The organism is Pseudomonas sp. NBRC 111143, assembly GCF_001320965.1.
In the GTDB taxonomy this organism is placed as follows: Bacteria; Pseudomonadota; Gammaproteobacteria; order Pseudomonadales; family Pseudomonadaceae; genus Aquipseudomonas; species Aquipseudomonas machongensis.
Window position 1 is genome coordinate 13,142 of the sequence record NZ_BCBT01000065.1, and the last position, 22,072, is coordinate 35,213.

The window sequence follows — 22,072 nt, forward strand, 5'->3', positions numbered from 1 at the left end:
GGACAAGCCCGTTTCCACAAGGCACTGTGGGAGCGGGCTTGCCCGCGAATGGCCTCGACACCGATAGAATGTCGCCACAACAGGCATCAAGACCTGTAACGACCAAAGGGAATTCATTGTGAGCACTGCCGGTAAAACCATCCTGATGGTCGACGACGATCAGGACATTCGCGAGTTGCTGCAGACCTACCTCAGCCGCTCCGGCCTCCAGGTCCATGCCGAACCCGACGGCCAGGGCTTTCGCCGCGCGCTGGATGCCGGCAACTACGACCTGGTGATCCTCGACGTGATGCTGCCCGACGAGGATGGCTTCAGCCTGTGCCGCTGGGTGCGCCAGCACCCGCGCCAGTCGCGGGTGCCGATCATCATGCTCACCGCCAGCTCCGATGAAGCCGACCGTGTCATCGGCCTGGAACTGGGCGCCGACGATTACCTGGGCAAACCCTTCAGCCCGCGCGAACTCCAGGCGCGAATCAAGGCCCTGCTGCGTCGCTGCGACTTCACCACAGCCACCCCTGCCAGCGCGGTGCTTACCTTCGAAGACTGGCGCCTGGATACGGTCAGCCATCGTCTGTTCCACCGCGATGGCGAAGAAGTGATTCTCTCCGGTGCCGACTTCGCCCTGCTCAAGCTGTTTCTCGACCATCCCCAGCAGATCCTCGACCGCGACACCATTGGCAATGCCACCCGCGGGCGTGAGCCGATGCCGCTGGACCGCATCGTCGACATGGCGGTGAGCCGCCTGCGCCAGCGCCTGCGGGACACCGACAAGCCGCCGCGGCTGATCCGCACCGTGCGCGGCAGCGGCTACCTGCTTGCCGCGAATGTCAGCTGTGCCGGCTGAGCAGGCTGTCGAGCGCCGCTGGCGCCTGCTGCCGCGTTCGTTGCTGGGGCGCATGCTGCTGCTCACCTTGCTGGTGGTGCTGATCGCCCAGGGGTTGTCGAGCGTGATCTGGGTCGCCCAGTTGCGGGCCAGCCAGTTGCAGGGCCTGCGCGCCAGCGCCAGCAGCCTTGCGCACTCGATGAGCGCCAGCGTCAGCTACTTCCGCTCCCTGCCGGTCGCCTACCGGCCGATGGTGCTCGATCAGCTGCGCAGCATGGGCGGTACGCGCTTTTTCGTCTCGCTCAACGAAAAGCCGCTGGACATGCCGGTGCTGCCCATCACCCCGCGCAAGCAAGCGGTGATCGAGGTGTTCCAGCAGGTGCTGCACGAACGCCTGGGTCAGCAGATGGAAATCTCCGTCGAGTTCGTCAGCCCCGACGACCTGCGCATCTTCAACAGCGGCCTGAAGCTCGACGAGCTGCCGCGCTCCTGGGCCCACTACGCGTTGACCCTCGAACCGCTCAATCCGCCGGTGCTGGTCACCCAGATCCGCCTGGACGAAGGCGAGTGGCTGTACATCGCCTCGCTGTTGCCCGAGCCCTATACCGGTCTTGAACCCGAGCGCCTGCCGCGCCAGCAGATCGGCTTCATCGCCCTGACCACCCTGTTGCTGCTGTTGTTCATCGGCTTGCTGGTGCACTGGCAGAGCTGGCCGCTCAAGCGCCTGGCGCGGGCAGCGCGGGAGATGTCACTGGGAGCCGACGTGCCGCCGGTGGCCGAAGGTGGCGGCAGCGAGGTGGTCGAGGTAGGGCGCGCGTTCAATGCCATGCGTGAGCGTATCAGCCGCTACCTGACCGAACGCTCGCAGCTGTTCAGCGCCATCTCCCACGACCTGCGCACGCCGATCACCCGCCTGCGCCTGCGGGTGGAACTGCTCGAAGACGAGCACCTGCAAGCCAAGTTCAGCCGCGATCTCGACGAGCTGGAGCTGCTGGTCAAGGGCGCTTTGCAGTGCGTGAAAGATACCGACATCCACGAGAACATCGAACCGATCGACCTCAACCAGGTGCTGGAAATCCTCGCCGAACCCTATCTGCGTGATGGTCGAATCACGGTCGAAGGGCGTGTGCTGGCGCCTTATCCGGGCAAGCCACTGGCCTTGCGGCGCTGCATCGGCAACCTGATCGACAACGCCATCAAGTACGGCGAGCGTGCGCACCTGCGCATCATCGACAACGCCGAGGCCTTCGTGCTGCAGGTCGACGACCAGGGCCCCGGCGTGCCGGAGCAGCGTCTGGAGCAGGTGTTCGAGCCGCATTTCCGCCTGGCGGGGCAGCAGCAGGGGTATGGGCTGGGGCTGGGGATTGCGCGTAACATCGCCCACAGCCATGGCGGGGAGGTGAGTTTGTTGAACCTGCGTGAGGGTGGGTTGCGGGTGACCTTGTTCCTGCCTCGGACTATCGATTGATTGGGCCAGCCCTATCGCGGGACAAGCCCGCTACCACAGGGAGCTGTGGGAGCGGGCTTGTCCCGCGATGAGGCCACTGAAATTGTCACGGGACGGTGACATTCATACAGGCCTTCGTGACATGCCCGCCGGGACGGCTGGCTAGAATTCGCTGACGACAGGCACCCGGCCTGTCCCTGGCAAGGATTGAGCAGGTGATGGACAGCGTCGATTTCCCTTTCTGCAGTTGGCTCGACTCCTCGGTTCACAACGCCTGGCTGGTCGCCGAGGGCCAGCGCCTGGTGAGCTTCGCCAAGGCCTCGCGCCTGCCTGGCGGTTTTGGCAGCCTCGATGCTCAGGGCCGACTGCCCGACGGCGCAATCGCCGAAACCCTGCACACTGCGCGCATGATCCACTGCTTCGCCATGGCGCATGTGCAGGGCATCCCTGGCTGCCTGCCGCTGGTGGAGCACGGTGTCGCGGCACTGCTCGCAGGGCCGCTGCGCGATGCGCGGGATGATGGCTGGTTCGCCCGCGCCGATGGCGAGGGCGATACCGGCAAGACCGCCTACCTGCATGCCTTCGTCGCCTTGGCCGCCAGTTCCGCGGTGGTCGCCGGCGCGCCTGGCGCCGAGCAGTTGCTCGGGGCGGCCGTCGCGGTCATCGAGACGCGCTTCTGGAGCGAGGAAGAGGGCGCCCTGCGCGAGTCCTTCGCCCATGACTGGACGCAGCCGGAAGCCTACCGTGGCGCCAACAGCAACATGCACGCCACCGAGGCCTTCCTCGCCCTGGCCGATGTCACCGGCCACACGCACTGGCTCGACCGCGCCCTGCGCATCGTCGAGCGGATCATCCATACCCATGCCGCGGCTAACGGCTTCGGTGTCATCGAGCATTTCGACGTGCAGTGGCAGGCACTGCACGACTACAACCACGACAACCCCACCGACGGTTTTCGCCCCTACGGCACCACACCCGGCCATGCCTTCGAGTGGGCACGCCTGGTTCTTCACCTGGAGGCCGCGCGCCAGCGTGCCGACCTGCCCGCCCCGCAGTGGCTGCTGGACGACGCGCGGGGGCTGTTCGCCAATGCCTGTCGTCACGCCTGGCACGCTGATGGCGCGCCGGGCATCGTCTACACCCTCGATTGGCAGAACCGGCCAGTAGTGCGGGCGCGTTTGCACTGGACCCACGCCGAAGCCTGTGCGACGGCTGCCGCGTTGTTGCGTCGTACCGGGGAAGGTGAATACGAGCAGTGGTACCGGCGTTTCTGGGACTTCATCGACAGCCATTTCATCGATCGCGTCCACGGCAGCTGGCACCATGAGCTGGACCCGCAGAACCGCCCTGGCGCAAGCATCTGGGGCGGCAAGCCCGATCTTTACCACGCCTACCAGGCGGTGCTCCTGCCGCGCCTGCCGTTGGCACCCAGCCTGGCCACTGCGCTGGCCCTGGGCAATGTAACCAAGTGATGACATTCGCGCATCGCTTCGTTACCTGCCCTGGTCTGCGCGCTCATTAGACTCCATGCAACGCAAGCGAACGACTTGCACCGCATAACAACAAGAAAGGTATACCGATGAATTCCACTCTGCGCCTCGCCGCCGCTATTTCCCTCGCCTCGCTCATGCCCCTCAGCGCCTTCGCCGCCGAATCCAAAGGCAGCGTCGAGGTGGTGCACTGGTGGACCTCCGGCGGCGAGAAAGCTGCCGTCGACGTCCTCAAGGCCCAGGTCGAGAAAGACGGCTTCACCTGGAAGGACGGCGCTGTGGCCGGTGGCGGTGGTTCCACCGCGATGACCGTGCTCAAGAGCCGCGCCGTCGCCGGCAACCCGCCAGGCGTCGCCCAGATCAAGGGCCCCGATATCCAGGACTGGGCCGCCACCGGCCTGCTCGACAGCGATGTGCTCAAGGACGTCGCCAAGCAGGAGAAGTGGGACAGCCTGCTCGACAAGAAAGTCGCCGACACCGTCAAGTACGAAGGTGACTACGTCGCCGTGCCGGTGAACATCCACCGCATCAACTGGCTGTGGATCAACCCCGAGGTGTTCAAGAAGGCCGGCATCGAAAAGGCGCCGACCACCCTCGACGAATTCTACGCCGCAGCCGACAAGCTCAAGGCCGCAGGCTTCATCCCCCTGGCCCACGGTGGCCAGCCATGGCAGGACAGCACCGTGTTCGAGAACGTGGTGCTCGCGGTGATGGGGGTGGAGGGCTACAAGAAGGCCCTGGTCGACCTCGACGAAAAAGCCCTGACCGGCCCGGAGATGGTCAAGGCGCTGACCGAGCTCAAGAAGGTCGCCACCTACATGGACCCTGACGGCAAGGGCCAGGACTGGAACCTCGAGGCTGCGAAGGTCATCAACGGCAAGGCCGGCATGCAGATCATGGGCGACTGGGCCAAGAGCGAGTGGACCCTGGCCAAGAAGACCGCGGGCAAGGACTACCAGTGCGTACCCTTCCCCGGCACCGAAAAGGGCTTCCTGTACAACATCGACTCGCTGGCGGTGTTCAAGCAGAAGAACGAAGGCACCACAGCAGGTCAGCAGGACATCGCCAAGCGTGTGCTGGGTGAAGACTTCCAGAAGACCTTCAGCATCAACAAGGGCTCGATCCCGGTGCGCAACGATATGCTGGCCGACATGAGCAAGTATGGCTTCGACAGTTGCGCACAGACCGCTGCCAAGGACTTCCTGGCCGACGCCAAGTCGGGTGGCCTGCAACCGAGCATGGCGCACAACATGGCGACCACGCTCGCCGTGCAGGGGGCGTTCTTCGATGTGGTGACCAACTACATCAACGATCCGAAGGCCGATCCGGCCGATGCGGCGAAGAAGCTCAACGCAGCGGTCAAGGCTGCCCAATGACCGATCGCCGAGATCGGTGAGATCTCTGTGGGAGCGGGCTCGCCCGCGAACACCGGCATAGCCGGTGGCAGGCACTGCGGTGTCTGCTTCGCGGGCAAGCCCGCTCCCACAGGGTGATGTGCTGTTACTTCATCCGGGTATCCCACTCATGACTACGACCACCGCCCAACTGCGGGCCTCACCCCTGGACGCGCTCCAGCGCTGGCTACCGAAACTGGTGCTGGCGCCGAGCATGTTCATCGTCCTGGTGGGCTTCTACGGCTACATCCTCTGGACCTTCGTCCTGTCGTTCACCACCTCGACCTTCCTGCCCACCTACAAATGGGCGGGCCTGGCCCAGTACGCGCGGCTGTTCGACAACGACCGCTGGTGGGTGGCGAGCAAGAACCTGCTGGTGTTCGGCGGGATGTTCATCGGCATCACCCTGGTGATCGGCGTGCTGCTGGCGGTGTTCCTCGACCAGCGCATCCGCCGCGAAGGGGTGATCCGCACCATCTACCTGTACCCCATGGCACTGTCGATGATCGTGACCGGTACCGCCTGGAAGTGGCTGCTCAACCCCGGCATGGGCCTGGACAAGCTGCTGCGCGACTGGGGCTGGGAGGGTTTTCGCCTCGACTGGCTGATCGATCCGGACCGGGTCGTCTACTGCCTGGTGATCGCCGCCGTGTGGCAGGCCTCGGGCTTCATCATGGCGATGTTCCTTGCCGGGCTGCGCGGTGTCGACCAGTCGATCATCCGTGCTGCGCAAATCGACGGCGCTAGCATGCCGCGCATCTACTGGACCGTGGTGCTGCCAAGCCTGCGCCCGGTGTTCTTCAGCTCGCTGATGATCCTCTCGCACATCGCCATCAAGAGCTTCGACCTGGTGGCCGCGATGACCGCCGGTGGCCCTGGCTATTCCTCGGACCTGCCAGCGATGTTCATGTACTCGTTCACCTTCAGCCGCGGGCAGATGGGCATGGGTTCTGCCAGCGCGATCCTGATGCTCGGCGCGATCCTCGCGATCCTCGTGCCTTACCTGTATTCCGAGCTGAGGACCAAACGCAATGACCACTAACCTCGACAAACCGGCCCTCGGCCTGGGCCGCATCGCCATCCACGCGGTGCTGCTGCTCGCCGTGCTGCTCTACCTGGTGCCGCTGGTAGTGATGCTGCTGACCAGCTTCAAGACCCCGGAAGACATCAGCACCGGCAACCTGTTGAGCTGGCCCGAGCTGTTCACCACGATTGGCTGGGTCAAGGCCTGGGCCACGGTCAGCGGCTACTTCTGGAACTCGATCCTGATCACCGTGCCGGCGGTGCTGATCTCCACGGCCATCGGCGCGCTGAACGGCTACGTGCTGTCGATGTGGCGCTTCCGTGGCTCGCAACTGTTCTTCGGTCTGCTGCTGTTCGGCTGCTTCCTGCCCTTCCAGACCGTGCTGCTGCCGGCCTCGTTCACCCTCGGCAAGCTGGGACTTGCCAGCACCACCTCGGGGCTGGTGCTGGTGCACGTGGTCTATGGTCTGGCCTTCACCACGCTGTTCTTCCGCAACTACTACGTGAGCATTCCCGAGGCACTGGTCAAGGCTGCACGCCTGGATGGTGCCGGGTTCTTCACCATCTTCCGCCGCATCATCCTGCCGATGTCGACGCCGATCATCATGGTCTGCCTGATCTGGCAGTTCACCCAGATCTGGAACGACTTCCTGTTCGGCGTGGTGTTCTCCAGCGGCGATTCGCAACCGATCACCGTGGCCCTGAACAACCTGGTCAACACCAGCACCGGTGCCAAGGAATACAACGTCGACATGGCCGCGGCAATGATCGCCGCACTGCCAACCCTGCTGGTCTATGTGGTCGCAGGCAAGTATTTCGTGCGTGGGCTGACCGCCGGCGCAGTCAAGGGGTAAGTCATGGCAACGCTCGAACTTCGCAATGTAAACAAGACCTACGGCACCGGCCTGCCGGACACCCTCAAGGATATCCAGCTGGCCATCAAGGATGGCGAGTTCCTGATCCTGGTCGGCCCTTCCGGCTGCGGCAAGTCCACCTTGATGAACTGCATCGCCGGCCTCGAGAACATCACCGGTGGGGCGATCCTGATCGATGACCAGGACGTCTCCGGCATGAGCCCGAAGGACCGTGACATCGCCATGGTGTTCCAGTCCTACGCGCTGTACCCGACCATGAGCGTGCGCGAGAACATCGAGTTCGGCCTGAAGATCCGCAAGATGCCGCAGTCGGCGATCGACGAAGAAGTCGCGCGGGTAGCCAAGCTGCTGCAGATCGAACACCTGCTCAATCGCAAGCCTGGCCAGCTCTCCGGTGGCCAGCAACAGCGCGTGGCCATGGGCCGGGCGCTGGCGCGCAGGCCGAAGATCTACCTGTTCGACGAGCCGTTGTCGAACCTCGACGCCAAGCTGCGGGTCGAGATGCGCACCGAAATGAAATTGATGCACCAGCGTCTGAAAACCACCACGGTGTACGTGACCCACGACCAGATCGAGGCCATGACCCTGGGTGACAAGGTCGCGGTGATGAAGGACGGCGTCATCCAGCAGTTCGGTACGCCCCAGCAGATCTACAACGATCCGGCCAACCTGTTCGTCGCCAGCTTCATCGGTTCGCCACCGATGAACTTCATCCCGGTGCGCATCAGCAAGCAGGACGGGCGCCTGTTCGCCCTGCTCGACAGCGGCCAGGCCCGCTGCGAACTGCCCCTGGGCGCTGCCAGCGAAGCGCTGGACGGCCGCGAAGTGATCCTCGGCGTGCGCCCTGAGCAGATCGCACTTGGTAGCGCCGAAGGCAACGGCTTGCCGGCGGTGCGTGCAGAAGTGCAGGTCCTGGAACCTACCGGACCGGACCTGCTGGTGTTCGTCACCCTCAACCAGACCAAGGTCTGCTGCCGGTTGGCGCCGGACGTCGCCTGCAACGTGGGTGACAGCCTCAACCTGCAGTTCGATCCGGCGCGGGTCCTGCTGTTCGACGCGAGCAGCGGCGAGCGCCTGGACCTGCCGGCAGCGGACGCTCAAGTCAAGGACAACGTGACACGTATCAAGGGACGTTGAAGCAAGCAAACCATCGATAACAAGAAAAGAGGAAACAAGGGATGGACCATCGCAAGCGTATCAAGGCACTAGGCTCGCTGACCCTGCTCGCCCTCGTTGGCAGCAATGGCGCGCATGCTGCCGAGGCTTTCTCCAGCGAGTCGAAATGGATGACTGGCGACTGGGGTGGGGCTCGCACCGAGCTGTTGGAAAAAGGCTATGACTTCACCCTCGACTACGTCGGTGAAGTGGCCGGTAACCTGCACGGTGGCTACAACAACGACAAGACCGCGCGCTACAGCGACCAGTTCGCCCTCGGCGCGCACCTGGACCTGCAGAAGATCCTCGGCTGGCACGATGCGGAGTTCAAGCTGGCGATCACCGAGCGTAGCGGTCGCAACCTGTCCAACGACCGCATCAGCGACCCGCGCGCCGGGCAGTTCAGCTCGGTGCAGGAAGTCTGGGGCCGTGGCCAGACCTGGCGTCTGACGCAGATGTGGGTCAAGCAGAAGTACTTCGACGGCGCGCTGGACGTGAAGGTCGGCCGGTTCGGGGAAGGCGAGGACTTCAACAGCTTCCCTTGCGACTTCCAGAACCTGGCGTTCTGCGGTTCGCAGGTGGGTAACTGGGTGGGTGGCATCTGGTACAACTGGCCGGTCAGCCAGTGGGCGCTGCGGGTGAAGTACAACATCACGCCTGAGTTCTTCGTCCAGGTCGGTGCCTACGAGCAGAACCCGTCCAACCTCGAGACCGGCAACGGCTTCAAGCTCAGTGGCAGCGGGACCAAGGGCGCGATCCTGCCGGTGGAGATGGTCTGGTCGCCGAAGGTCAACGGCCTGCCGGGCGAATACCGCCTGGGCTATTACTACAGCACCGCCAAGGCCGACGACGTCTACGACGACATCAACGGCAACCCGCAGGCGTTGACTGGCCAAGCCTTCAAGTCGCACTCGAGCAAACATGGCTGGTGGGTCGTGGCCCAGCAGCAGGTCACCGCGCACAACGGCGATGCCAACCGCGGCCTGAGCCTGTTCGCCAACTTCACCGTGCACGACAAGGCGACCAACGTGGTCGACAATTACCAGCAGGTGGGCATGGTCTACAAGGGCGCCTTCGATGCACGGCCCAAGGATGATATCGGCTTCGGCATCGCCCGCATTCACGTCAATGACGACGTGAAGAAGCGCGCCGAACTGCTCAACGCCCAGAGCGGGATCAATGACTACGACAACCCTGGCTTCGTACCGCTGCAGCGCACCGAGTACAACGCCGAGCTGTACTACGGCTTCCACGTCACCAACTGGCTGACCGTGCGGCCGAACCTGCAGTACATCAAGAGCCCTGGCGGTGTGGACGATGTCGACAACGCGTTGGTCGCAGGCTTGAAGATTCAGTCGTCATTCTGAGAAAAATTGTTGTAAATTTACGCCATCCATCCCCACACCCCGAGATCCACTGTTCTTCAGTGGATCTCGGGCTTGGGTAAAGACAGCGCTATCTCAAACAACAAGAGCTTTCTGAACATGTCTGAACATCCGCTCCATCGCTTTTTCACTTCGCAGCGGCGACGGCCGGTTTTCGAGTGGGAGCGTTACCAGCAGCGCGATGTCCTGATCATCGATCACCCGCGCTGCCAGGCGGTGTTCAGCCGCCAGGGCGCACAGTTGCTGCACTTTCAGCCGAGCGGCGAGAAACCCTGGTTGTGGTGCGCCGAGCAATGGCCACAGGTCGGTGCGATCCGTGGCGGCGTGCCGGTGTGCTGGCCCTGGTATGGCCGTCATCCCAGCGAGGACCTGTGGCCGGCCCACGGCTGGGGGCGCTTGCTGGACTGGAAGCTGCTCGACAGCCGCGAGGACGAGGAGGGCGTCACGCTCAAGTGGCGCCTGGACCTGTGCGACTGGCAGGTCGACTTGCACGCCCGGCTGGGCTCGAGCATGGAACTGCGCCTGTGCACCGAGCACCAGGACAGCGAACCCTGCCAGCTGAGCCACGCATTGTTGGCGTTCTGGCGCATCAGCGACGTGTCGCAGATTGCCTTGTCAGGCCTTGAGGATATCGACGGCTACGACCGCCTCAACCGCCAGGCCTGCCGTGAAGACGGCGTGCTCACGCTCAACGGGGGGTGTCAGAAGGTCTACCCCGGTACACCGCAAGTGCAGTTGCATGACTCGGCCTGGGGGCGTGACCTGTGCATCGACACCAGCGACAGCGACGACACGGTGGTCTGGCACCCGGGTAATCGCCCATTGATGGGAGTGAGCGGGCGCGAGAGCCAGGGCTTCGTCTGCGTCGAGGCTGCCAGTGGCAGCGGCGAGGGCCTGAGCCTGGCGCCTGGGCAGCGCGCGCAATTGCGGCTGCAGGCGCATCGGCTCAGCTGAGTCAGCTGTCTTCGGCAGGGTAGCGGCTGGCGTTGAGGCTTTCCTTGATCTTGCGCAGGTGTGGCTGGAAATCCGAGCCGCGGCGCAGGGTCATGCCGGTCGCCAGTACATCGAGCACCGTCAACTGGATGATGCGCGAGGTCATCGGCATGTAGATGTCGGTGTCTTCCGGCAACGGCAGGTGCAGGCTCATGCTGCAGGCCTTGGCCAGTGGCGAGCCGGCGGCCGTGATACCCAGCACCGAGGCGCCGTTTTCCCTGGCCTGCTTCGCCACTTCGACCAGTTCGCGGGTGCGCCCGGTGTAGGAAATGATCACGAACAGATCACCGGTGTGCGCGACCGACGCCAGCATGCGCTGCATCAGCACGTCGGGATGCGCCGACACCGCCAGGTTGAAGCGGAAGAACTTGTGCTGGGCGTCCATGGCCACCGGGGCCGAGGCGCCCAGGCCGAAGAAGTGGATCTGCCGGGCCTGGATCATCATGTCCACGGCGCGGCTGACCTGCTGCGGGTCGATCTGCTGGCAGGCGCTGTCGAGCGAAGCGATGGCGCTGGCGAAGATCTTCTGGGTATAGGCCGCCGGATCGTCGTCGGCTTCCACTGCGCGGCTCACGTAGGCGGCGCCACTGGCCAGGCTCTGCGCCAGTTGCAGCTTGAGTTCCGGGTAGCCGCTGACGCCGAACGAGCGGCAGAAGCGGTTGACGGTCGGTTCGCTGACCTTGGCCGCCTGGGCCAGGGCGGCAATGCTGAAACGGGTGGCTTGCTGCGGGTTGAGGAGGATGACTTCGGCGACTTTGCGTTCGGCCTTGTTCAGCTCGTCGAGGCGTCCCTGGATCTGTTCCAGGAGGTTTCGCACACGGTCCATGGGATGTCCTTGGGTCGGAAAGACGGCCGGCTGAGGGAACAGTCGGCTTTTTGCACGGTTGTCTATCGTACTGATGGTGGGATTGTCATACCACTTGTCTGTAATCGCTGTACGAGATGTTGTTATTTTTACTACATCGCGCTTGAAAATTGTCATCGAAAACGGTATTTCTAGGCCAACTTTAATAAAAGAACCAACATCATGGTTGCTATCAGTGTAGAACCTTGCACATTCGCCCTCTTTGGCGCCCTTGGCGACCTGGCGTTGCGCAAGCTGTTTCCTGCCCTCTACGAACTGGACCGCGCCGGCCTGCTGCATTCGGATACCCGGCTGCTGGCCCTGGCCCGCGAAGCCGGTACTCCCGAGCAGCACCTGGCGAACATCGAAGCCCAACTGCGCCGCTTCGTGCCGGCGGCCGATATCGAACCCCAGGCCCTGCAACGGTTTCTCGACCGCCTGAACTACCTGCACCTGGACTTCGTCCAGCCCGAGGGCTACCAGGCCCTGGCCGAGCAGGCCGGTGAAGGGCAGCCACTGATCGCCTATTTCGCCACTGCGGCGGCGGTCTACGGGGCCATCTGCGAAAACCTCGACAAGGCCGGCCTGGCATCGCGCACTCGGGTCGTGCTGGAAAAACCCATCGGGCACGACCTGGAGTCGTCGCGTCGGGTCAATGACGCCGTGGCGCGCTTCTTCCCCGAAAGCCGGGTCTATCGCATCGACCACTACCTGGGCAAGGAAACGGTACAGAACCTCATCGCCTTGCGCTTTGCCAACAGCCTGTTCGAAACCCAGTGGAACCAGAACTCCATCTCCCACGTGGAGATCACCGTTGCCGAGAAAGTCGGTATCGAAGGCCGCTGGGGCTACTTCGACAAGGCCGGCCAACTGCGCGACATGATCCAGAACCACTTGCTGCAGTTGCTGTGCCTGATCGCCATGGACCCGCCCAGCGATCTGTCGGCCGACAGCATCCGCGACGAGAAGGTCAAGGTGCTCAAGGCGCTGGCACCGATCACCGGCGAGGGGCTGAGCACCCGTGTGGTGCGCGGCCAGTACATCGCCGGCTACAGCGACGGCACCCCGGTGCCCGGCTATCTGGAAGAAGAGAACGCCAACGCCCAGAGCGACACCGAAACCTTCGTCGCCCTGCGCGCCGACATCCGCAACTGGCGTTGGTCGGGCGTGCCGTTCTATCTGCGTACCGGCAAGCGCATGCCGCAGAAGCTGTCGCAGATCGTCATCCACTTCAAGGAGACGCCGCACTACATCTTCGCGCCGGAGCAGCGTTTGCAGATCGGCAACAAGCTGATCATCCGTCTGCAGCCCGACGAAGGTATCTCGCTGCGGGTGATGACCAAGGAGCAGGGGCTGGACAAGGGCATGCAACTGCGCAGCGGCCCTCTGCAACTGAATTTTTCCGACACCTGGCGCAGCGCGCGGATTCCGGATGCCTACGAGCGTTTGCTGCTCGAAGTGATGCGTGGCAACCAGAACCTGTTCGTGCGCAAGGACGAGATCGAGTACGCCTGGACCTGGTGCGACCAGTTGATCGCCGGCTGGAAGAACGCCGGTGACGCGCCCAAGCCGTATGCGGCCGGGTCCTGGGGCCCGATGAGCTCGATTGCACTGATCACACGCGATGGGAGAGCCTGGTATGGCGATATCTGAACTGCAATTGCCGGCGACCGTGAAGGTTCACGCGCTGACAGACGCCAAGCGCCTGGCCGCGACGCTGGCCAGTGACGTGGCCGAGCGCCTGCGCGCCGCCATCGCCAGCAAGGGCCGGGCCTGCGTGGTGCTCTCTGGCGGGCGTAGCCCGGTACCGTTCCTCGAGCAACTGGCCTTGGAAAAACTCGACTGGTCGAAGGTGACCGTGTCGCTGGCCGACGAGCGCTGGGTGCCGGTCGAGCATGCCGACAGCAATGCTGGGCTGCTGGCCCGGCACTTGCTCAAGGGTGAGGCGGCCAAGGCGCGGTTCATGGGCCTGTACCAGCGCGCCGACAACCTCGACGCCGCGGCCCAACAGGCCGACCAGGTGCTTGCCGACCTGCCGCCGATCGACGTGCTGGTGCTGGGCATGGGCGACGATGGCCATACCGCATCGCTGTTCCCGGACAGCCCGAACCTGGCCGAGGGCCTCGATCCGAACAGCAAGCGCCGCTGCCTGCCATTGCTGGCACCGAGCGTGCCACACCAGCGCTTGTCGATGACCCGTGCGCTGCTGTCGAGCGCTGCTTTCGTCGCGCTGTCCGTGCAGGGGCCAGGCAAACTCGCTACCCTGCGCGCCGCTCTGGCTGGCGACGACCTCACGCAAATGCCGATTCGCGCCTTTCTTCACGACCCCCTGGACATCTACTGGTGCCCATGAGCCAAGGATCCACTGTCATGACCACGCTTGAACGCCCACAACCTTTGCTCTCGATGGCCGAGAAAGCCGCCCGGATCGATGAGATCTGCGGCAAGGCGCGCATCCTGCCGGTGATCACCATCGCCCGCGAGGAAGACATCCTGCCGCTCGCCGACGCCCTGGCAGCCGGTGGTATCCGTACCCTGGAGGTGACCCTGCGTTCGCAGCACGGCCTCAAGGCCATCCAGGTGCTGCGTGAGCAGCGTCCTGAGCTGTGCATCGGTGCCGGTACCGTGCTCGATCCTGCGATGTTCGCGGCCGTGGAAGCGGCGGGTGCGCAATTCGTGGTGACGCCGGGAATTACCCGAGAGGTGCTCGAAGCCGGCGTACAGAGTGATATTCCGCTGCTGCCGGGAATCAGCACGCCGTCGGAGATCATGGCGGGCTACGCACTTGGCTATCGTCGCTTCAAGCTGTTCCCCGCCGAGATCGTTGGCGGCGTGGCAGCAATCAAGGCCTACGGCGGCCCGTTCGGCGATATCCGCTTCTGCCCCACCGGCGGGGTGAATCCGGCCAACGCGCGCAACTACATGGCGTTGCCGAATGTGATGTGCGTGGGCGGGACCTGGATGCTGGATAGCAGCTGGATCAAGAACGGTGACTGGGCGCGGATCGAAGCCTGCAGCGCCGAGGCGATGGCGCTGCTGGACTGATACGAATTTCGTTGTGTGCTGTACGGCTTGTGGGGCGCTTGGTCGGCGCCCCTTTTTTTATGTGCAGGTTTTGCCTCCATCATGGGCCGCCATGAAATGAAAAAGCCCGCATCGACCGATGCGGGCTCTGTGTGCTGCGCGTGCGGTTACGCCGCCTTGGCGGCCTGCTGGCTCAGCGAGCGGTTCAATGCACTGAACAGTGCCTTGAAGCTTGCAGTGGTGATGTTCTCATCGATACCCACGCCATGCACCGGACGACCGCCGGCCACACGCAGTTCGATGTAGGCTGCGGCCTTGGCATTGGTACCTGCACCGATGGCGTGCTCGTTGTAGTCCATGATCTCGACCGCGATCGGCAGGCCAGCTACCAGGGCTTCGAGGGCACCGTTGCCCTTGCCGCGCCAGTGCAGGGTGGTTTCACCTTCGCCGGCGACTTCCACTTCCACGGCACTGCTGCCGTTCTCTTCCTGCAGACGATGGCTGACCAGGGCGTAAGGGGCGTTGGCCTGCAGATACTCTTTGTGCAACAGGCTGTAGATCTGCTGGGCAGTCATTTCCAGGCCGAGACGGTCGGTCTCGCCCTGAACCACCTGGCTGAACTCGATCTGCATGCGGCGCGGCAGGCTGATGCCGTATTCCTGTTCGAGCAGGTAGGTGATACCGCCCTTGCCGGACTGGCTGTTGACGCGGATGACCGCCTCGTAGCTGCGGCCGATGTCGGCCGGGTCGATCGGCAGGTACGGCACTTCCCACAGCTCGCCGTCCTGCTGCTTGGCGAAGCCCTTGCGGATGGCGTCCTGGTGCGAGCCGGAGAAAGCGGTATGCACCAGGTCACCAACGTACGGATGGCGTGGGTGCACCGGCAGCTGGTTGCACTCTTCGACGACCTTGCGCACGCCGTCGATGTCGGAGAAGTCCAGTTGCGGGTCGATACCCTGGGTGTAGAGGTTCAGCGCGAGCGTGACCAGGTCGACGTTGCCCGTACGCTCACCGTTGCCGAACAGGCAGCCTTCGGCGCGGTCGGCACCCGCCATCAGGCCCAGCTCGGTGGCGGCGATGCCGGTGCCACGGTCGTTGTGGGTGTGCAGGCTGATGATCACGCTGTCGCGGCGGTTGACGTTGCGGCAGAACCATTCGATCTGGTCGGCGTAGACGTTTGGCGTGGCGACTTCCACGGTGGCCGGCAGGTTGAGGATGATCTTGTGCTCAGGGGTCGGGTTCCACACCTCGATCACCGCGTCGCACACTTCCTTGGCGAACTCAAGCTCGGTGGCGCTGAAGGTTTCTGGCGAGTACTGGAAGGTCCAGTGCGTTTCCGGCTGCTGGGCGGCGTACTTGACGAACAGCTTGGCGGCGTTCACCGCGATGTCCTTCACGCCTTGCTTGTCCTGGTTGAAGACGATGCGGCGGAACGCCGGGCAGGTGGCGTTGTACAGGTGCACGATGGCTTTCTTCGCGCCGCGCAGGGACTCGAAGGTCCGGGCGATCAAGTCTTCACGGGCCTGGGTCAGCACCTGGATGGTGGTGTCGTCCGGGATGTGGCCATCTTCGATCAGGGTGCGTACGAAGTCGAAGTCAGTCTGCGAGGCAGACGGGAACGACGCCTCGATCTCTTTCACGCCAACCTGCACCAGGGTTTTCCAGAAACGCAGCTTCTTCTCCGCGTCCATCGGCTCGATCAGCGACTGGTTCCCGTCACGCAGGTCGGAGCTGCACCAGATTGGCGCCTGGGTGATGGCTTTCGATGGCCAGGTACGGTCTGGCAGGTCGATGGTCGGGAAGGCGCGGTATTTCTTCGACGGATCTTTGAGCATGGACATTTGGAGCAATCCTTTAATGTGCGGCCTGATCGGGCCTGCCAAGCGATAACGAGATGAAGAGGCGAGGCGATGCGGTTCACCCAGGTAGTCGTGCACTGACCAGGCAAAGGCTGCGGTGTTGGCGGAGCAGAATGAGGGTGATCGAGGTTTTCATGGCCTCAACCCTAACCAGTGGAAGTGGGGGATGGCAAGTGTTCAAAAAAAATTGAGAGGAATGCTTAAAAAAAGCATTTGGGTGAGATTTTATGGCTACAACCTGGTTTTTATTGATTTTTTATTGTGCCGAGGTTTGCTGCTGCGCAAGGTGGTGCGACTGCGGCGCGGCCATCGCGGGACAAGCCCGCTCCCACAGGAAATCCCCGGTGTGAGCGGGCTTGCTACCGATCTCAGGGCTGGAACGCTCCGATGAAGATCGCCGGGTCCACCCGTGCATCGTTCAGGCTGACGTTCCAGTGCATGTGCGGCCCGGTGGCCCGGCCGGTGGAGCCGACCTTGCCGACCACGTCGCCACGGCGCAGCACCTGCCCTGGCTGCACATCGACCTTGGACATGTGGCAGAACATGCTGATGAAACCCTGGCCATGGTCGACGAACACCGTGCGGCCATTGAAGAAGTAGTCGCCAACCAGGATCACCTTGCCGTTGGCCGGGGTCTTGATCGGCGTGCCGGCGGGTACGGCGAAGTCCAGCCCGGCGTGGGGGTTGCGCTCTTCGCCATTGAAGAAGCGGCGCACGCCGAACTTGCTCGACAGTGGGCCGTTGACCGGCTTGTCGAGGATCAGGTTGCTCGGCACGCCCGGGCTGAAGCTGCGGTAGGCCTTGACCTGTTCGGCCAGCTCGCGGTCGATGCGCTTGAGGTCATCCGGCTCGGGATTGACCTGGCGCTTGTTCTTCAGGGTGATGTGTTGCTCGGGGTATTTCTTGCTGCCCACGCTGAATGACAGAGTGCGTGCGCCTTGGCTGAGGGTGGCGGTGCCGGGTTTCTGCGTCAGCGGAATACCGACGATGGCCAGCCAGGTGTCCTGTTCCTTGACCACCAGCACCGGCTTGCCGTCGAAGCGCGCGCTCGGTGCACTGGCGGCGGGGCCGAGGTCGACCACTGCCACGCCGCCGGGGACTGGCTTGTTGAGGGTGCGGGTGATGTAGCTGGCCTGGGCCGTGGCGGCCAGCAGCAGGGCGCAGAGTGCGAGCAGGGGGGCAAGCAGGCGGGGCATGTGTCAGTCCAGTAGAGAGAGGGTGACCGGAGTCTGGTGGTTGTCTTCGACCCGGACCTGCAGTTCGCCTTCGTTCAGGCGTGCGGTCAGGCGCTGGCCGTTGCGGGTCTGGGCGGCGCTGCGTATGGCCTGGCCGCGCTCGTCGAGCAGGATGCTGTAGCCGCGGGCCAGGGTGGCCAGCGGGCTGACCACTTGCAGCGTCTGCAATTGCGCCTGGAAGCGCTGGCGACGGTCCTTGAGCGTTTCGCGCATGGCCCGCGGCAAGCGCTCGGCGAGGCTGTCCAGGCGCTGTCCGAGCAGCTTGAGGGCGCGCCCGGGATGCTGTGCGGCCAGACGCATGTCGAGGCGGCTCAGGCGTTGCTGGCGCTGGTTCATGTCGAGCATGAAGGCGCGGCGCAAGCGCATGTCCAGGTCATCCAGGCGTTGGGCCTGCTGTCGCAGGCGTTCACCGGGGTGACGCAGGCGACGGGCCAGTCCTTCCAGGCGCAGGCGATCGTGGCTCAGGCGGTGCTGCATGCGCAGCAGCAGGCGGCGTTGCAGGCTGTCGAGACGCTGCTGCAGGCCGCTGTTGTCAGGCGCGAGCAGTTCGGCGGCCGCCGAAGGCGTCGGTGCGCGCACGTCGGCCACGAAGTCGCTGATCGACACGTCGGTCTCATGGCCCACTGCACTGACGACGGGTGTCACGCAGGCGGCGATGGCACGTGCGACGGCTTCTTCGTTGAAGCACCAGAGGTCCTCCAGCGAGCCGCCGCCACGGGCCAGGATCAGTGCATCGAAGCCGAGGCTGTCGGCCCGCTGCAAGGCCCGCACGATCTGGCCAATGGCTTCGCGCCCCTGCACTGCCGTGGGGATCAGGTTGAGTTCGACTTGCGGTGCACGGCGGCGGAAGACGCTGATGATGTCGCGGATCACCGCGCCGGTGGGCGAGGTGACGATGCCGATGCGTCGCGGGTGAGCCGGCAGCGGCTGCTTGCGTTCGGCACTGAACAGCCCTTCGTTGCCGAGCTTTTCCTTCAAGGCTTCGAAAGCCAGGCGCAAGGCGCCGTCACCGGCGGGCTCGACGGCATCGACAATCAGTTGGTAATCACCGCGCCCCTCGAACAGTGAGACCTTGCCGCGCACCTTGACCGCCAGGCCGTCACGCAGGGCCTGGCGGACCCTGACAGCGTTCTGCCGGAACAATGCGCAGCGGATCTGGGCGCCGCTGTCCTTGAGGGTGAAGTACAGGTGGCCGGAGGCCGGGCGGGCGAGGTTGGATATCTCGCCTTCCACCCAGACACTGCGGAACACGTCTTCGAGCAGCACACGGGCGCGGCCGTTGAGCTGGCTGACGGTGAGGACCTCGCGGTCCAGGCCGAGTCGTTCGAAAGGGTCTCTGATCATGCCGGGCATGATAAGGGGCAGGGTGGGGGGGTTATCAAGGTCAAATCCTGTAAGCTCCAGTGTATTTCCAGCCCACCCCCAAAGGACTACCTCAGGACTCGGCACGATGCTCGAACTTCTCCCCGCCACCCCATTGGAATGGCTCCCCATCCTGCTGGCCATCGCCGCCGCCTACATCGTCTTCGGCATCGCCGGCTTCGGTACCGCGTTGGTGGCCGGCCCGGTACTGATCCACTTCATGCCGTTGTCGCGGATCATCCCCCTGCTGGTGCTGCTGGACTTCGTCGCCGCCTTCGGCAACCTGTTGCCCTCGCGCCGCGATGTGGTTCGCGGCGAACTGCTGCGTTTGCTGCCGTGCATGGCAGTGGGTTGTACCTTGGGCGTGGTGTTCCTGCTGCACCTGAAATCCGACCTGCTGTTGTTGCTGATGGGCCTGTTCGTTACCGCCTATGCCATCTACAGCCTGGCGGTGAAGGTGCGGCCGGCGAAGCTGTCCGGGCTGTGGGCGGTGCCGATGGGCACGATTGGCGGGCTGTTCGGTGCACTGTTCGGCAGCGGTGGCTTCCTCTATGCGATCTACTTGAGTGCCCGGCTGGAGGTGAAGGAGCAGGTACGCGCCACCCAGAGCGCGCTGATCAGTTGCAGCACCCTGGTGCGCCTGTCGCTGTTCCTGATCGCCGGGGTCTATGCCGACGCCAGCCTGTTGATGCTGGCAGCCTGCCTGCTGCCGGTGATGTTCGCAGGGCTTTGGGTCGGCAGGCGTCTGAGCCTGAAACTGTCCCGCGAAGCCTTCGTGCGGCTGGTCACCTGGCTGGTACTGGCCAGCGGGGTGGCGCTGATCGGTCGCTACCTGAGCGGCTGAGCAGGGCGTAGAATTACGCGATTACCGCAGTTTTCAGGCCCGCCCCGTTCATGAACACCCAGAGCATCATCGTCCCCAAGCAGTCCACCGTTCCGGTTCACGAGGCCCGCGCACGGGCGATCCTGCGCTGGCTGGTGCGCGAGAAGATCGTCGAGGAGCAATTGAGCACCTGCGGGCGCACCGGCAATCGCATGGGCCACGCCCTGGCCCAGGGCGCGCGCAAGGTGGCGCTGCATCCCGAGAAACTGCCCTTCGGCGAGCCGGTCAACGGCCTGGAGGTGATGCTCAAGCGCTGCATCTATACCCCCACCGACGGTTTTCGCGAGGAAGCGGGGTGCCCTGAGTGTCGGCGCGAGGTCGGCGAGCCGCTGTTCGAAAGCCTGGAAGAGTGGATGCCCGGCGTCAGTGACAACTTCACCTGCCCCCTGTGCGGCTTCGAGGACGACATCAACGGCTTTCTTTATCTGCAACCCTGTGCCTTTTCCAACCTGGGGTTCATCTTCAACAACTGGGGCGAGGCCGGGTTTACCCAGGCGTTCCTCGACAGTTTCGCCGACTGGCTGGATCAGCCGGTCGCCGTGGTACAGGTGAAGGTGGCCTGAGCGGCAGGAACTGGACCGAAGGCCCCTTTTTTGCATTGAGCGGCGCGCCATGGATGAGTATAATGGCGCGCTTCCATTTTTCCCGCCCGGGAGCCCCCGCGATGCTGCGTATCAGCCAAGAAGCCCTGACCTTCGACGATATCCTCCTTGTACCTGGTTACTCCGAGGTACTGCCCAATGAAGTCAGTCTCAAGACCCGTTTGACCCGTGGCATCGAGCTGAACATTCCACTGGTCTCCGCCGCCATGGATACCGTGACCGAAGCGCGCCTGGCCATCGCCATGGCTCAGGAAGGCGGCATCGGCATCATCCACAAGAACATGACCATCGAACAGCAGGCCGGCGAAGTACGCAAGGTCAAGAAGTTCGAGGCTGGCGTGGTCAAGGATCCGATCACCATCGATGCCGACGCCACCGTGCGCGACCTGTTCGACCTGACCCGCCTGAACAACATCTCGGGTGTTCCGGTGCTGGAAAACGGTGACCTGGTCGGTATCGTTACCTCCCGCGACGTGCGTTTCGAGACGCGTCTGGAAGCCAAGGTACGCGACGTGATGACTCCCAAGGAGCGTCTGGTCACTGTCCGTGAAGGCGCCGACAAGAACGAAGTCCGCGAGCTGCTGCACAAGCACCGCCTGGAAAAAGTCCTGATCGTCGACGACAAGTTCGCGCTCAAAGGCATGATGACCGTCAAGGACATCGAAAAAGCCAAGGCCTACCCACTGGCCAGCAAGGACGACCAGGGTCGCCTGCGCGTCGGCGCTGCAGTCGGCACCGGCAAGGACACCGGCGAGCGCGTAGCAGCCCTGGTTGCCGCTGGTGTTGACGTGGTGGTGGTCGACACCGCCCACGGCCACTCCAAAGGCGTGATCGACCGCGTTCGCTGGGTCAAGGAGAACTACCCGCAGGTGCAGGTGATCGGCGGCAACATCGCTACCGGTGCCGCCGCCAAGGCCCTGGCCGAGGCTGGCGCCGATGCTGTCAAGGTCGGCATCGGCCCAGGCTCGATCTGCACCACCCGTATCGTCGCCGGTGTCGGCGTGCCGCAGATCAGCGCCATCGCCAACGTCGCCGCTGCATTGGAAGGCACGGGTGTGCCACTGATCGCCGACGGTGGTATCCGTTTCTCCGGTGACCTGTCCAAGGCCATCGTTGCCGGCGCCTCGTGCGTGATGATGGGCTCGATGTTCGCCGGTACCGAAGAAGCCCCGGGTGAAGTCGAGCTGTTCCAGGGCCGTTCGTACAAGGCTTACCGCGGCATGGGTTCGCTGGGTGCCATGGCGCAGGCGCAGGGTTCTTCGGACCGCTACTTCCAGGACTCCTCGGCCGGTGCCGAGAAGCTGGTTCCGGAAGGTATCGAAGGCCGCGTCCCCTACAAGGGTGCCCTGGCCGCGATCATCCACCAGCTGATGGGCGGGCTGCGCTCCTCCATGGGCTACACCGGCAGCGCGACCATCGAAGAGATGCGCACCAAGCCGGAGTTCGTGCGCATCACCGGTGCCGGCATGGCCGAGTCCCACGTGCACGACGTGCAGATCACCAAGGAAGCCCCTAACTACCGCGTAGGCTGAGGCTTCAGCAACAACCGAGAGCGGGGCTGTCACGAACAGCCCCGCGTCGTTTCCGATTTCCACTGACGAGATTGAGTCATGGCCCTCGACATTCACGCTCACCGAATCCTGATCCTCGATTTCGGTTCCCAGTACACCCAGCTGAT

The 22,072-nt window shown here is 63.9% G+C and carries 20 protein-coding genes; 16 read left to right on the plus strand and 4 right to left on the minus strand.

Features of this window, described 5'->3' with window-relative positions:
• The first annotated feature begins 145 nt into the window (after positions 1–145).
• The 9 genes from APH44_RS25395 to APH44_RS25435 all read left to right on the plus strand — a co-directional run bounded on the left by APH44_RS25395 (position 146) and on the right by APH44_RS25435 (position 10,546).
• Positions 146–844 carry a response regulator transcription factor gene (locus APH44_RS25395; protein WP_232233528.1) on the plus strand — a complete coding sequence of 233 codons (699 nt, stop codon included), beginning with the start codon at positions 146–148 and terminating at the stop codon, positions 842–844.
• On the plus strand, positions 825–2,291 hold the full coding sequence (locus APH44_RS25400) for an ATP-binding protein (protein WP_054895151.1): 1,467 nt from the start codon (positions 825–827) through the stop codon (positions 2,289–2,291). The genes APH44_RS25395 and APH44_RS25400 overlap by 20 nt, the downstream gene beginning before the upstream one ends.
• A gap of 197 nt (positions 2,292–2,488) precedes the next feature.
• Positions 2,489–3,742 carry an AGE family epimerase/isomerase gene (locus APH44_RS25405; protein WP_054895152.1) on the plus strand — a complete coding sequence of 418 codons (1,254 nt, stop codon included), beginning with the start codon at positions 2,489–2,491 and terminating at the stop codon, positions 3,740–3,742.
• 107 nt (positions 3,743–3,849) lie between these two features.
• Entirely contained in the window at positions 3,850–5,136 is a 1,287-nt protein-coding gene (locus tag APH44_RS25410; RefSeq protein ID WP_054895153.1) for an ABC transporter substrate-binding protein, read from the plus strand.
• 148 nt (positions 5,137–5,284) lie between these two features.
• The gene (locus tag APH44_RS25415) at positions 5,285–6,196 is read left to right on the plus strand and encodes a carbohydrate ABC transporter permease (RefSeq protein WP_054895154.1); all 912 of its coding nucleotides are present in this window, start codon (positions 5,285–5,287) and stop codon (positions 6,194–6,196) included.
• Positions 6,186–7,031, plus strand: a complete 846-nt coding sequence (locus APH44_RS25420; RefSeq protein WP_054895155.1) for a carbohydrate ABC transporter permease — start codon at positions 6,186–6,188, stop codon at positions 7,029–7,031. Before APH44_RS25415 ends, APH44_RS25420 begins: the two co-directional genes overlap by 11 nt.
• A gap of 3 nt (positions 7,032–7,034) precedes the next feature.
• Positions 7,035–8,189, plus strand: a complete 1,155-nt coding sequence (locus APH44_RS25425; protein ID WP_054895156.1) for an ABC transporter ATP-binding protein — start codon at positions 7,035–7,037, stop codon at positions 8,187–8,189.
• A gap of 41 nt (positions 8,190–8,230) precedes the next feature.
• Complete coding sequence (locus tag APH44_RS25430) at positions 8,231–9,574, plus strand: carbohydrate porin (protein ID WP_054895157.1); 1,344 nt, start codon at positions 8,231–8,233, stop codon at positions 9,572–9,574.
• 117 nt (positions 9,575–9,691) lie between these two features.
• On the plus strand, positions 9,692–10,546 hold the full coding sequence (locus APH44_RS25435; protein WP_054895158.1) for a D-hexose-6-phosphate mutarotase: 855 nt from the start codon (positions 9,692–9,694) through the stop codon (positions 10,544–10,546).
• Between the two features lies 1 nt (position 10,547).
• Here APH44_RS25435 and hexR read toward each other — a convergent pair whose 3' ends face one another.
• Positions 10,548–11,402: a DNA-binding transcriptional regulator HexR gene (gene hexR, locus APH44_RS25440; RefSeq protein WP_200604055.1), complete on the minus strand. Its 855-nt coding sequence runs from the start codon at positions 11,400–11,402 to the stop codon at positions 10,548–10,550.
• Positions 11,403–11,612: 210 nt separating this feature from the next.
• Here hexR and zwf point away from each other — a divergent pair, with 210 nt between their 5' ends.
• The 3 genes from zwf to APH44_RS25455 are packed head-to-tail and all read left to right on the plus strand — an operon-like array spanning position 11,613 to position 14,474.
• Positions 11,613–13,082 (plus strand): glucose-6-phosphate dehydrogenase, encoded by a 1,470-nt coding sequence (gene zwf / locus APH44_RS25445; protein ID WP_054895160.1) that lies wholly within the window; start codon positions 11,613–11,615, stop codon positions 13,080–13,082.
• Positions 13,069–13,782 carry a 6-phosphogluconolactonase gene (gene pgl / locus APH44_RS25450; RefSeq protein ID WP_054895161.1) on the plus strand — a complete coding sequence of 238 codons (714 nt, stop codon included), beginning with the start codon at positions 13,069–13,071 and terminating at the stop codon, positions 13,780–13,782. The genes zwf and pgl overlap by 14 nt, the downstream gene beginning before the upstream one ends.
• Before the next feature lie 17 nt (positions 13,783–13,799).
• Positions 13,800–14,474: a bifunctional 4-hydroxy-2-oxoglutarate aldolase/2-dehydro-3-deoxy-phosphogluconate aldolase gene (locus APH44_RS25455; RefSeq protein WP_054895162.1), complete on the plus strand. Its 675-nt coding sequence runs from the start codon at positions 13,800–13,802 to the stop codon at positions 14,472–14,474.
• 146 nt (positions 14,475–14,620) lie between these two features.
• On the opposite strand, the gene leuA is transcribed toward APH44_RS25455, so the two are convergent.
• From leuA to xseA, 3 genes are all read right to left on the minus strand, one after another.
• Complete coding sequence (gene leuA / locus APH44_RS25460; RefSeq protein WP_054895163.1) at positions 14,621–16,294, minus strand: 2-isopropylmalate synthase; 1,674 nt, start codon at positions 16,292–16,294, stop codon at positions 14,621–14,623.
• Between the two features lie 386 nt (positions 16,295–16,680).
• Positions 16,681–17,508, minus strand: a complete 828-nt coding sequence (locus APH44_RS25465; protein WP_054895164.1) for a M23 family metallopeptidase — start codon at positions 17,506–17,508, stop codon at positions 16,681–16,683.
• 3 nt (positions 17,509–17,511) lie between these two features.
• Positions 17,512–18,891 carry an exodeoxyribonuclease VII large subunit gene (gene xseA, locus APH44_RS25470; RefSeq protein WP_054895169.1) on the minus strand — a complete coding sequence of 460 codons (1,380 nt, stop codon included), beginning with the start codon at positions 18,889–18,891 and terminating at the stop codon, positions 17,512–17,514.
• A 106-nt stretch (positions 18,892–18,997) separates the two neighbouring features.
• On the opposite strand from xseA, the gene APH44_RS25475 reads away from it, so the two are divergent.
• The 4 genes from APH44_RS25475 to APH44_RS30785 all read left to right on the plus strand — a co-directional run.
• Positions 18,998–19,753 carry a sulfite exporter TauE/SafE family protein gene (locus tag APH44_RS25475; protein WP_054895165.1) on the plus strand — a complete coding sequence of 252 codons (756 nt, stop codon included), beginning with the start codon at positions 18,998–19,000 and terminating at the stop codon, positions 19,751–19,753.
• A gap of 50 nt (positions 19,754–19,803) precedes the next feature.
• Positions 19,804–20,355, plus strand: coding sequence for a hypothetical protein (locus APH44_RS25480; RefSeq protein ID WP_054895166.1), 552 nt, complete (start codon positions 19,804–19,806; stop codon positions 20,353–20,355).
• A 101-nt stretch (positions 20,356–20,456) separates the two neighbouring features.
• Positions 20,457–21,926, plus strand: coding sequence for an IMP dehydrogenase (guaB, locus tag APH44_RS25485; RefSeq protein ID WP_054895167.1), 1,470 nt, complete (start codon positions 20,457–20,459; stop codon positions 21,924–21,926).
• Positions 21,927–22,004: 78 nt separating this feature from the next.
• A partial coding sequence (locus APH44_RS30785; protein WP_371264440.1) for a hypothetical protein occupies positions 22,005–22,072 on the plus strand: 68 nt, incomplete at its 3' end.

Bases quoted from the DNA above. Each gene is read 5' to 3' on its own strand.
- APH44_RS25415 (WP_054895154.1), top strand. From the start codon at position 5,285: ATGACTACGACCACCGCCCAACTGCGGGCCTCACCCCTGGACGCGCTC.
- APH44_RS25465 (WP_054895164.1), bottom strand. From the start codon at position 17,508: ATGCCCCGCCTGCTTGCCCCCCTGCTCGCACTCTGCGCCCTGCTGCTG.
- APH44_RS25475 (WP_054895165.1), top strand. From the start codon at position 18,998: ATGCTCGAACTTCTCCCCGCCACCCCATTGGAATGGCTCCCCATCCTG.
- APH44_RS25395 (WP_232233528.1), top strand. From the start codon at position 146: ATGGTCGACGACGATCAGGACATTCGCGAGTTGCTGCAGACCTACCTC.
- APH44_RS25430 (WP_054895157.1), top strand. From the start codon at position 8,231: ATGGACCATCGCAAGCGTATCAAGGCACTAGGCTCGCTGACCCTGCTC.
- xseA (WP_054895169.1), bottom strand. From the start codon at position 18,891: ATGATCAGAGACCCTTTCGAACGACTCGGCCTGGACCGCGAGGTCCTC.
- APH44_RS25420 (WP_054895155.1), top strand. From the start codon at position 6,186: ATGACCACTAACCTCGACAAACCGGCCCTCGGCCTGGGCCGCATCGCC.
- leuA (WP_054895163.1), bottom strand. From the start codon at position 16,294: ATGTCCATGCTCAAAGATCCGTCGAAGAAATACCGCGCCTTCCCGACC.
- APH44_RS25480 (WP_054895166.1), top strand. From the start codon at position 19,804: ATGAACACCCAGAGCATCATCGTCCCCAAGCAGTCCACCGTTCCGGTT.
- APH44_RS25410 (WP_054895153.1), top strand. From the start codon at position 3,850: ATGAATTCCACTCTGCGCCTCGCCGCCGCTATTTCCCTCGCCTCGCTC.
- zwf (WP_054895160.1), top strand. From the start codon at position 11,613: ATGGTTGCTATCAGTGTAGAACCTTGCACATTCGCCCTCTTTGGCGCC.
- guaB (WP_054895167.1), top strand. From the start codon at position 20,457: ATGCTGCGTATCAGCCAAGAAGCCCTGACCTTCGACGATATCCTCCTT.
- APH44_RS25400 (WP_054895151.1), top strand. From the start codon at position 825: ATGTCAGCTGTGCCGGCTGAGCAGGCTGTCGAGCGCCGCTGGCGCCTG.
- APH44_RS25405 (WP_054895152.1), top strand. From the start codon at position 2,489: ATGGACAGCGTCGATTTCCCTTTCTGCAGTTGGCTCGACTCCTCGGTT.
- APH44_RS25425 (WP_054895156.1), top strand. From the start codon at position 7,035: ATGGCAACGCTCGAACTTCGCAATGTAAACAAGACCTACGGCACCGGC.
- pgl (WP_054895161.1), top strand. From the start codon at position 13,069: ATGGCGATATCTGAACTGCAATTGCCGGCGACCGTGAAGGTTCACGCG.
- APH44_RS25435 (WP_054895158.1), top strand. From the start codon at position 9,692: ATGTCTGAACATCCGCTCCATCGCTTTTTCACTTCGCAGCGGCGACGG.
- APH44_RS25455 (WP_054895162.1), top strand. From the start codon at position 13,800: ATGACCACGCTTGAACGCCCACAACCTTTGCTCTCGATGGCCGAGAAA.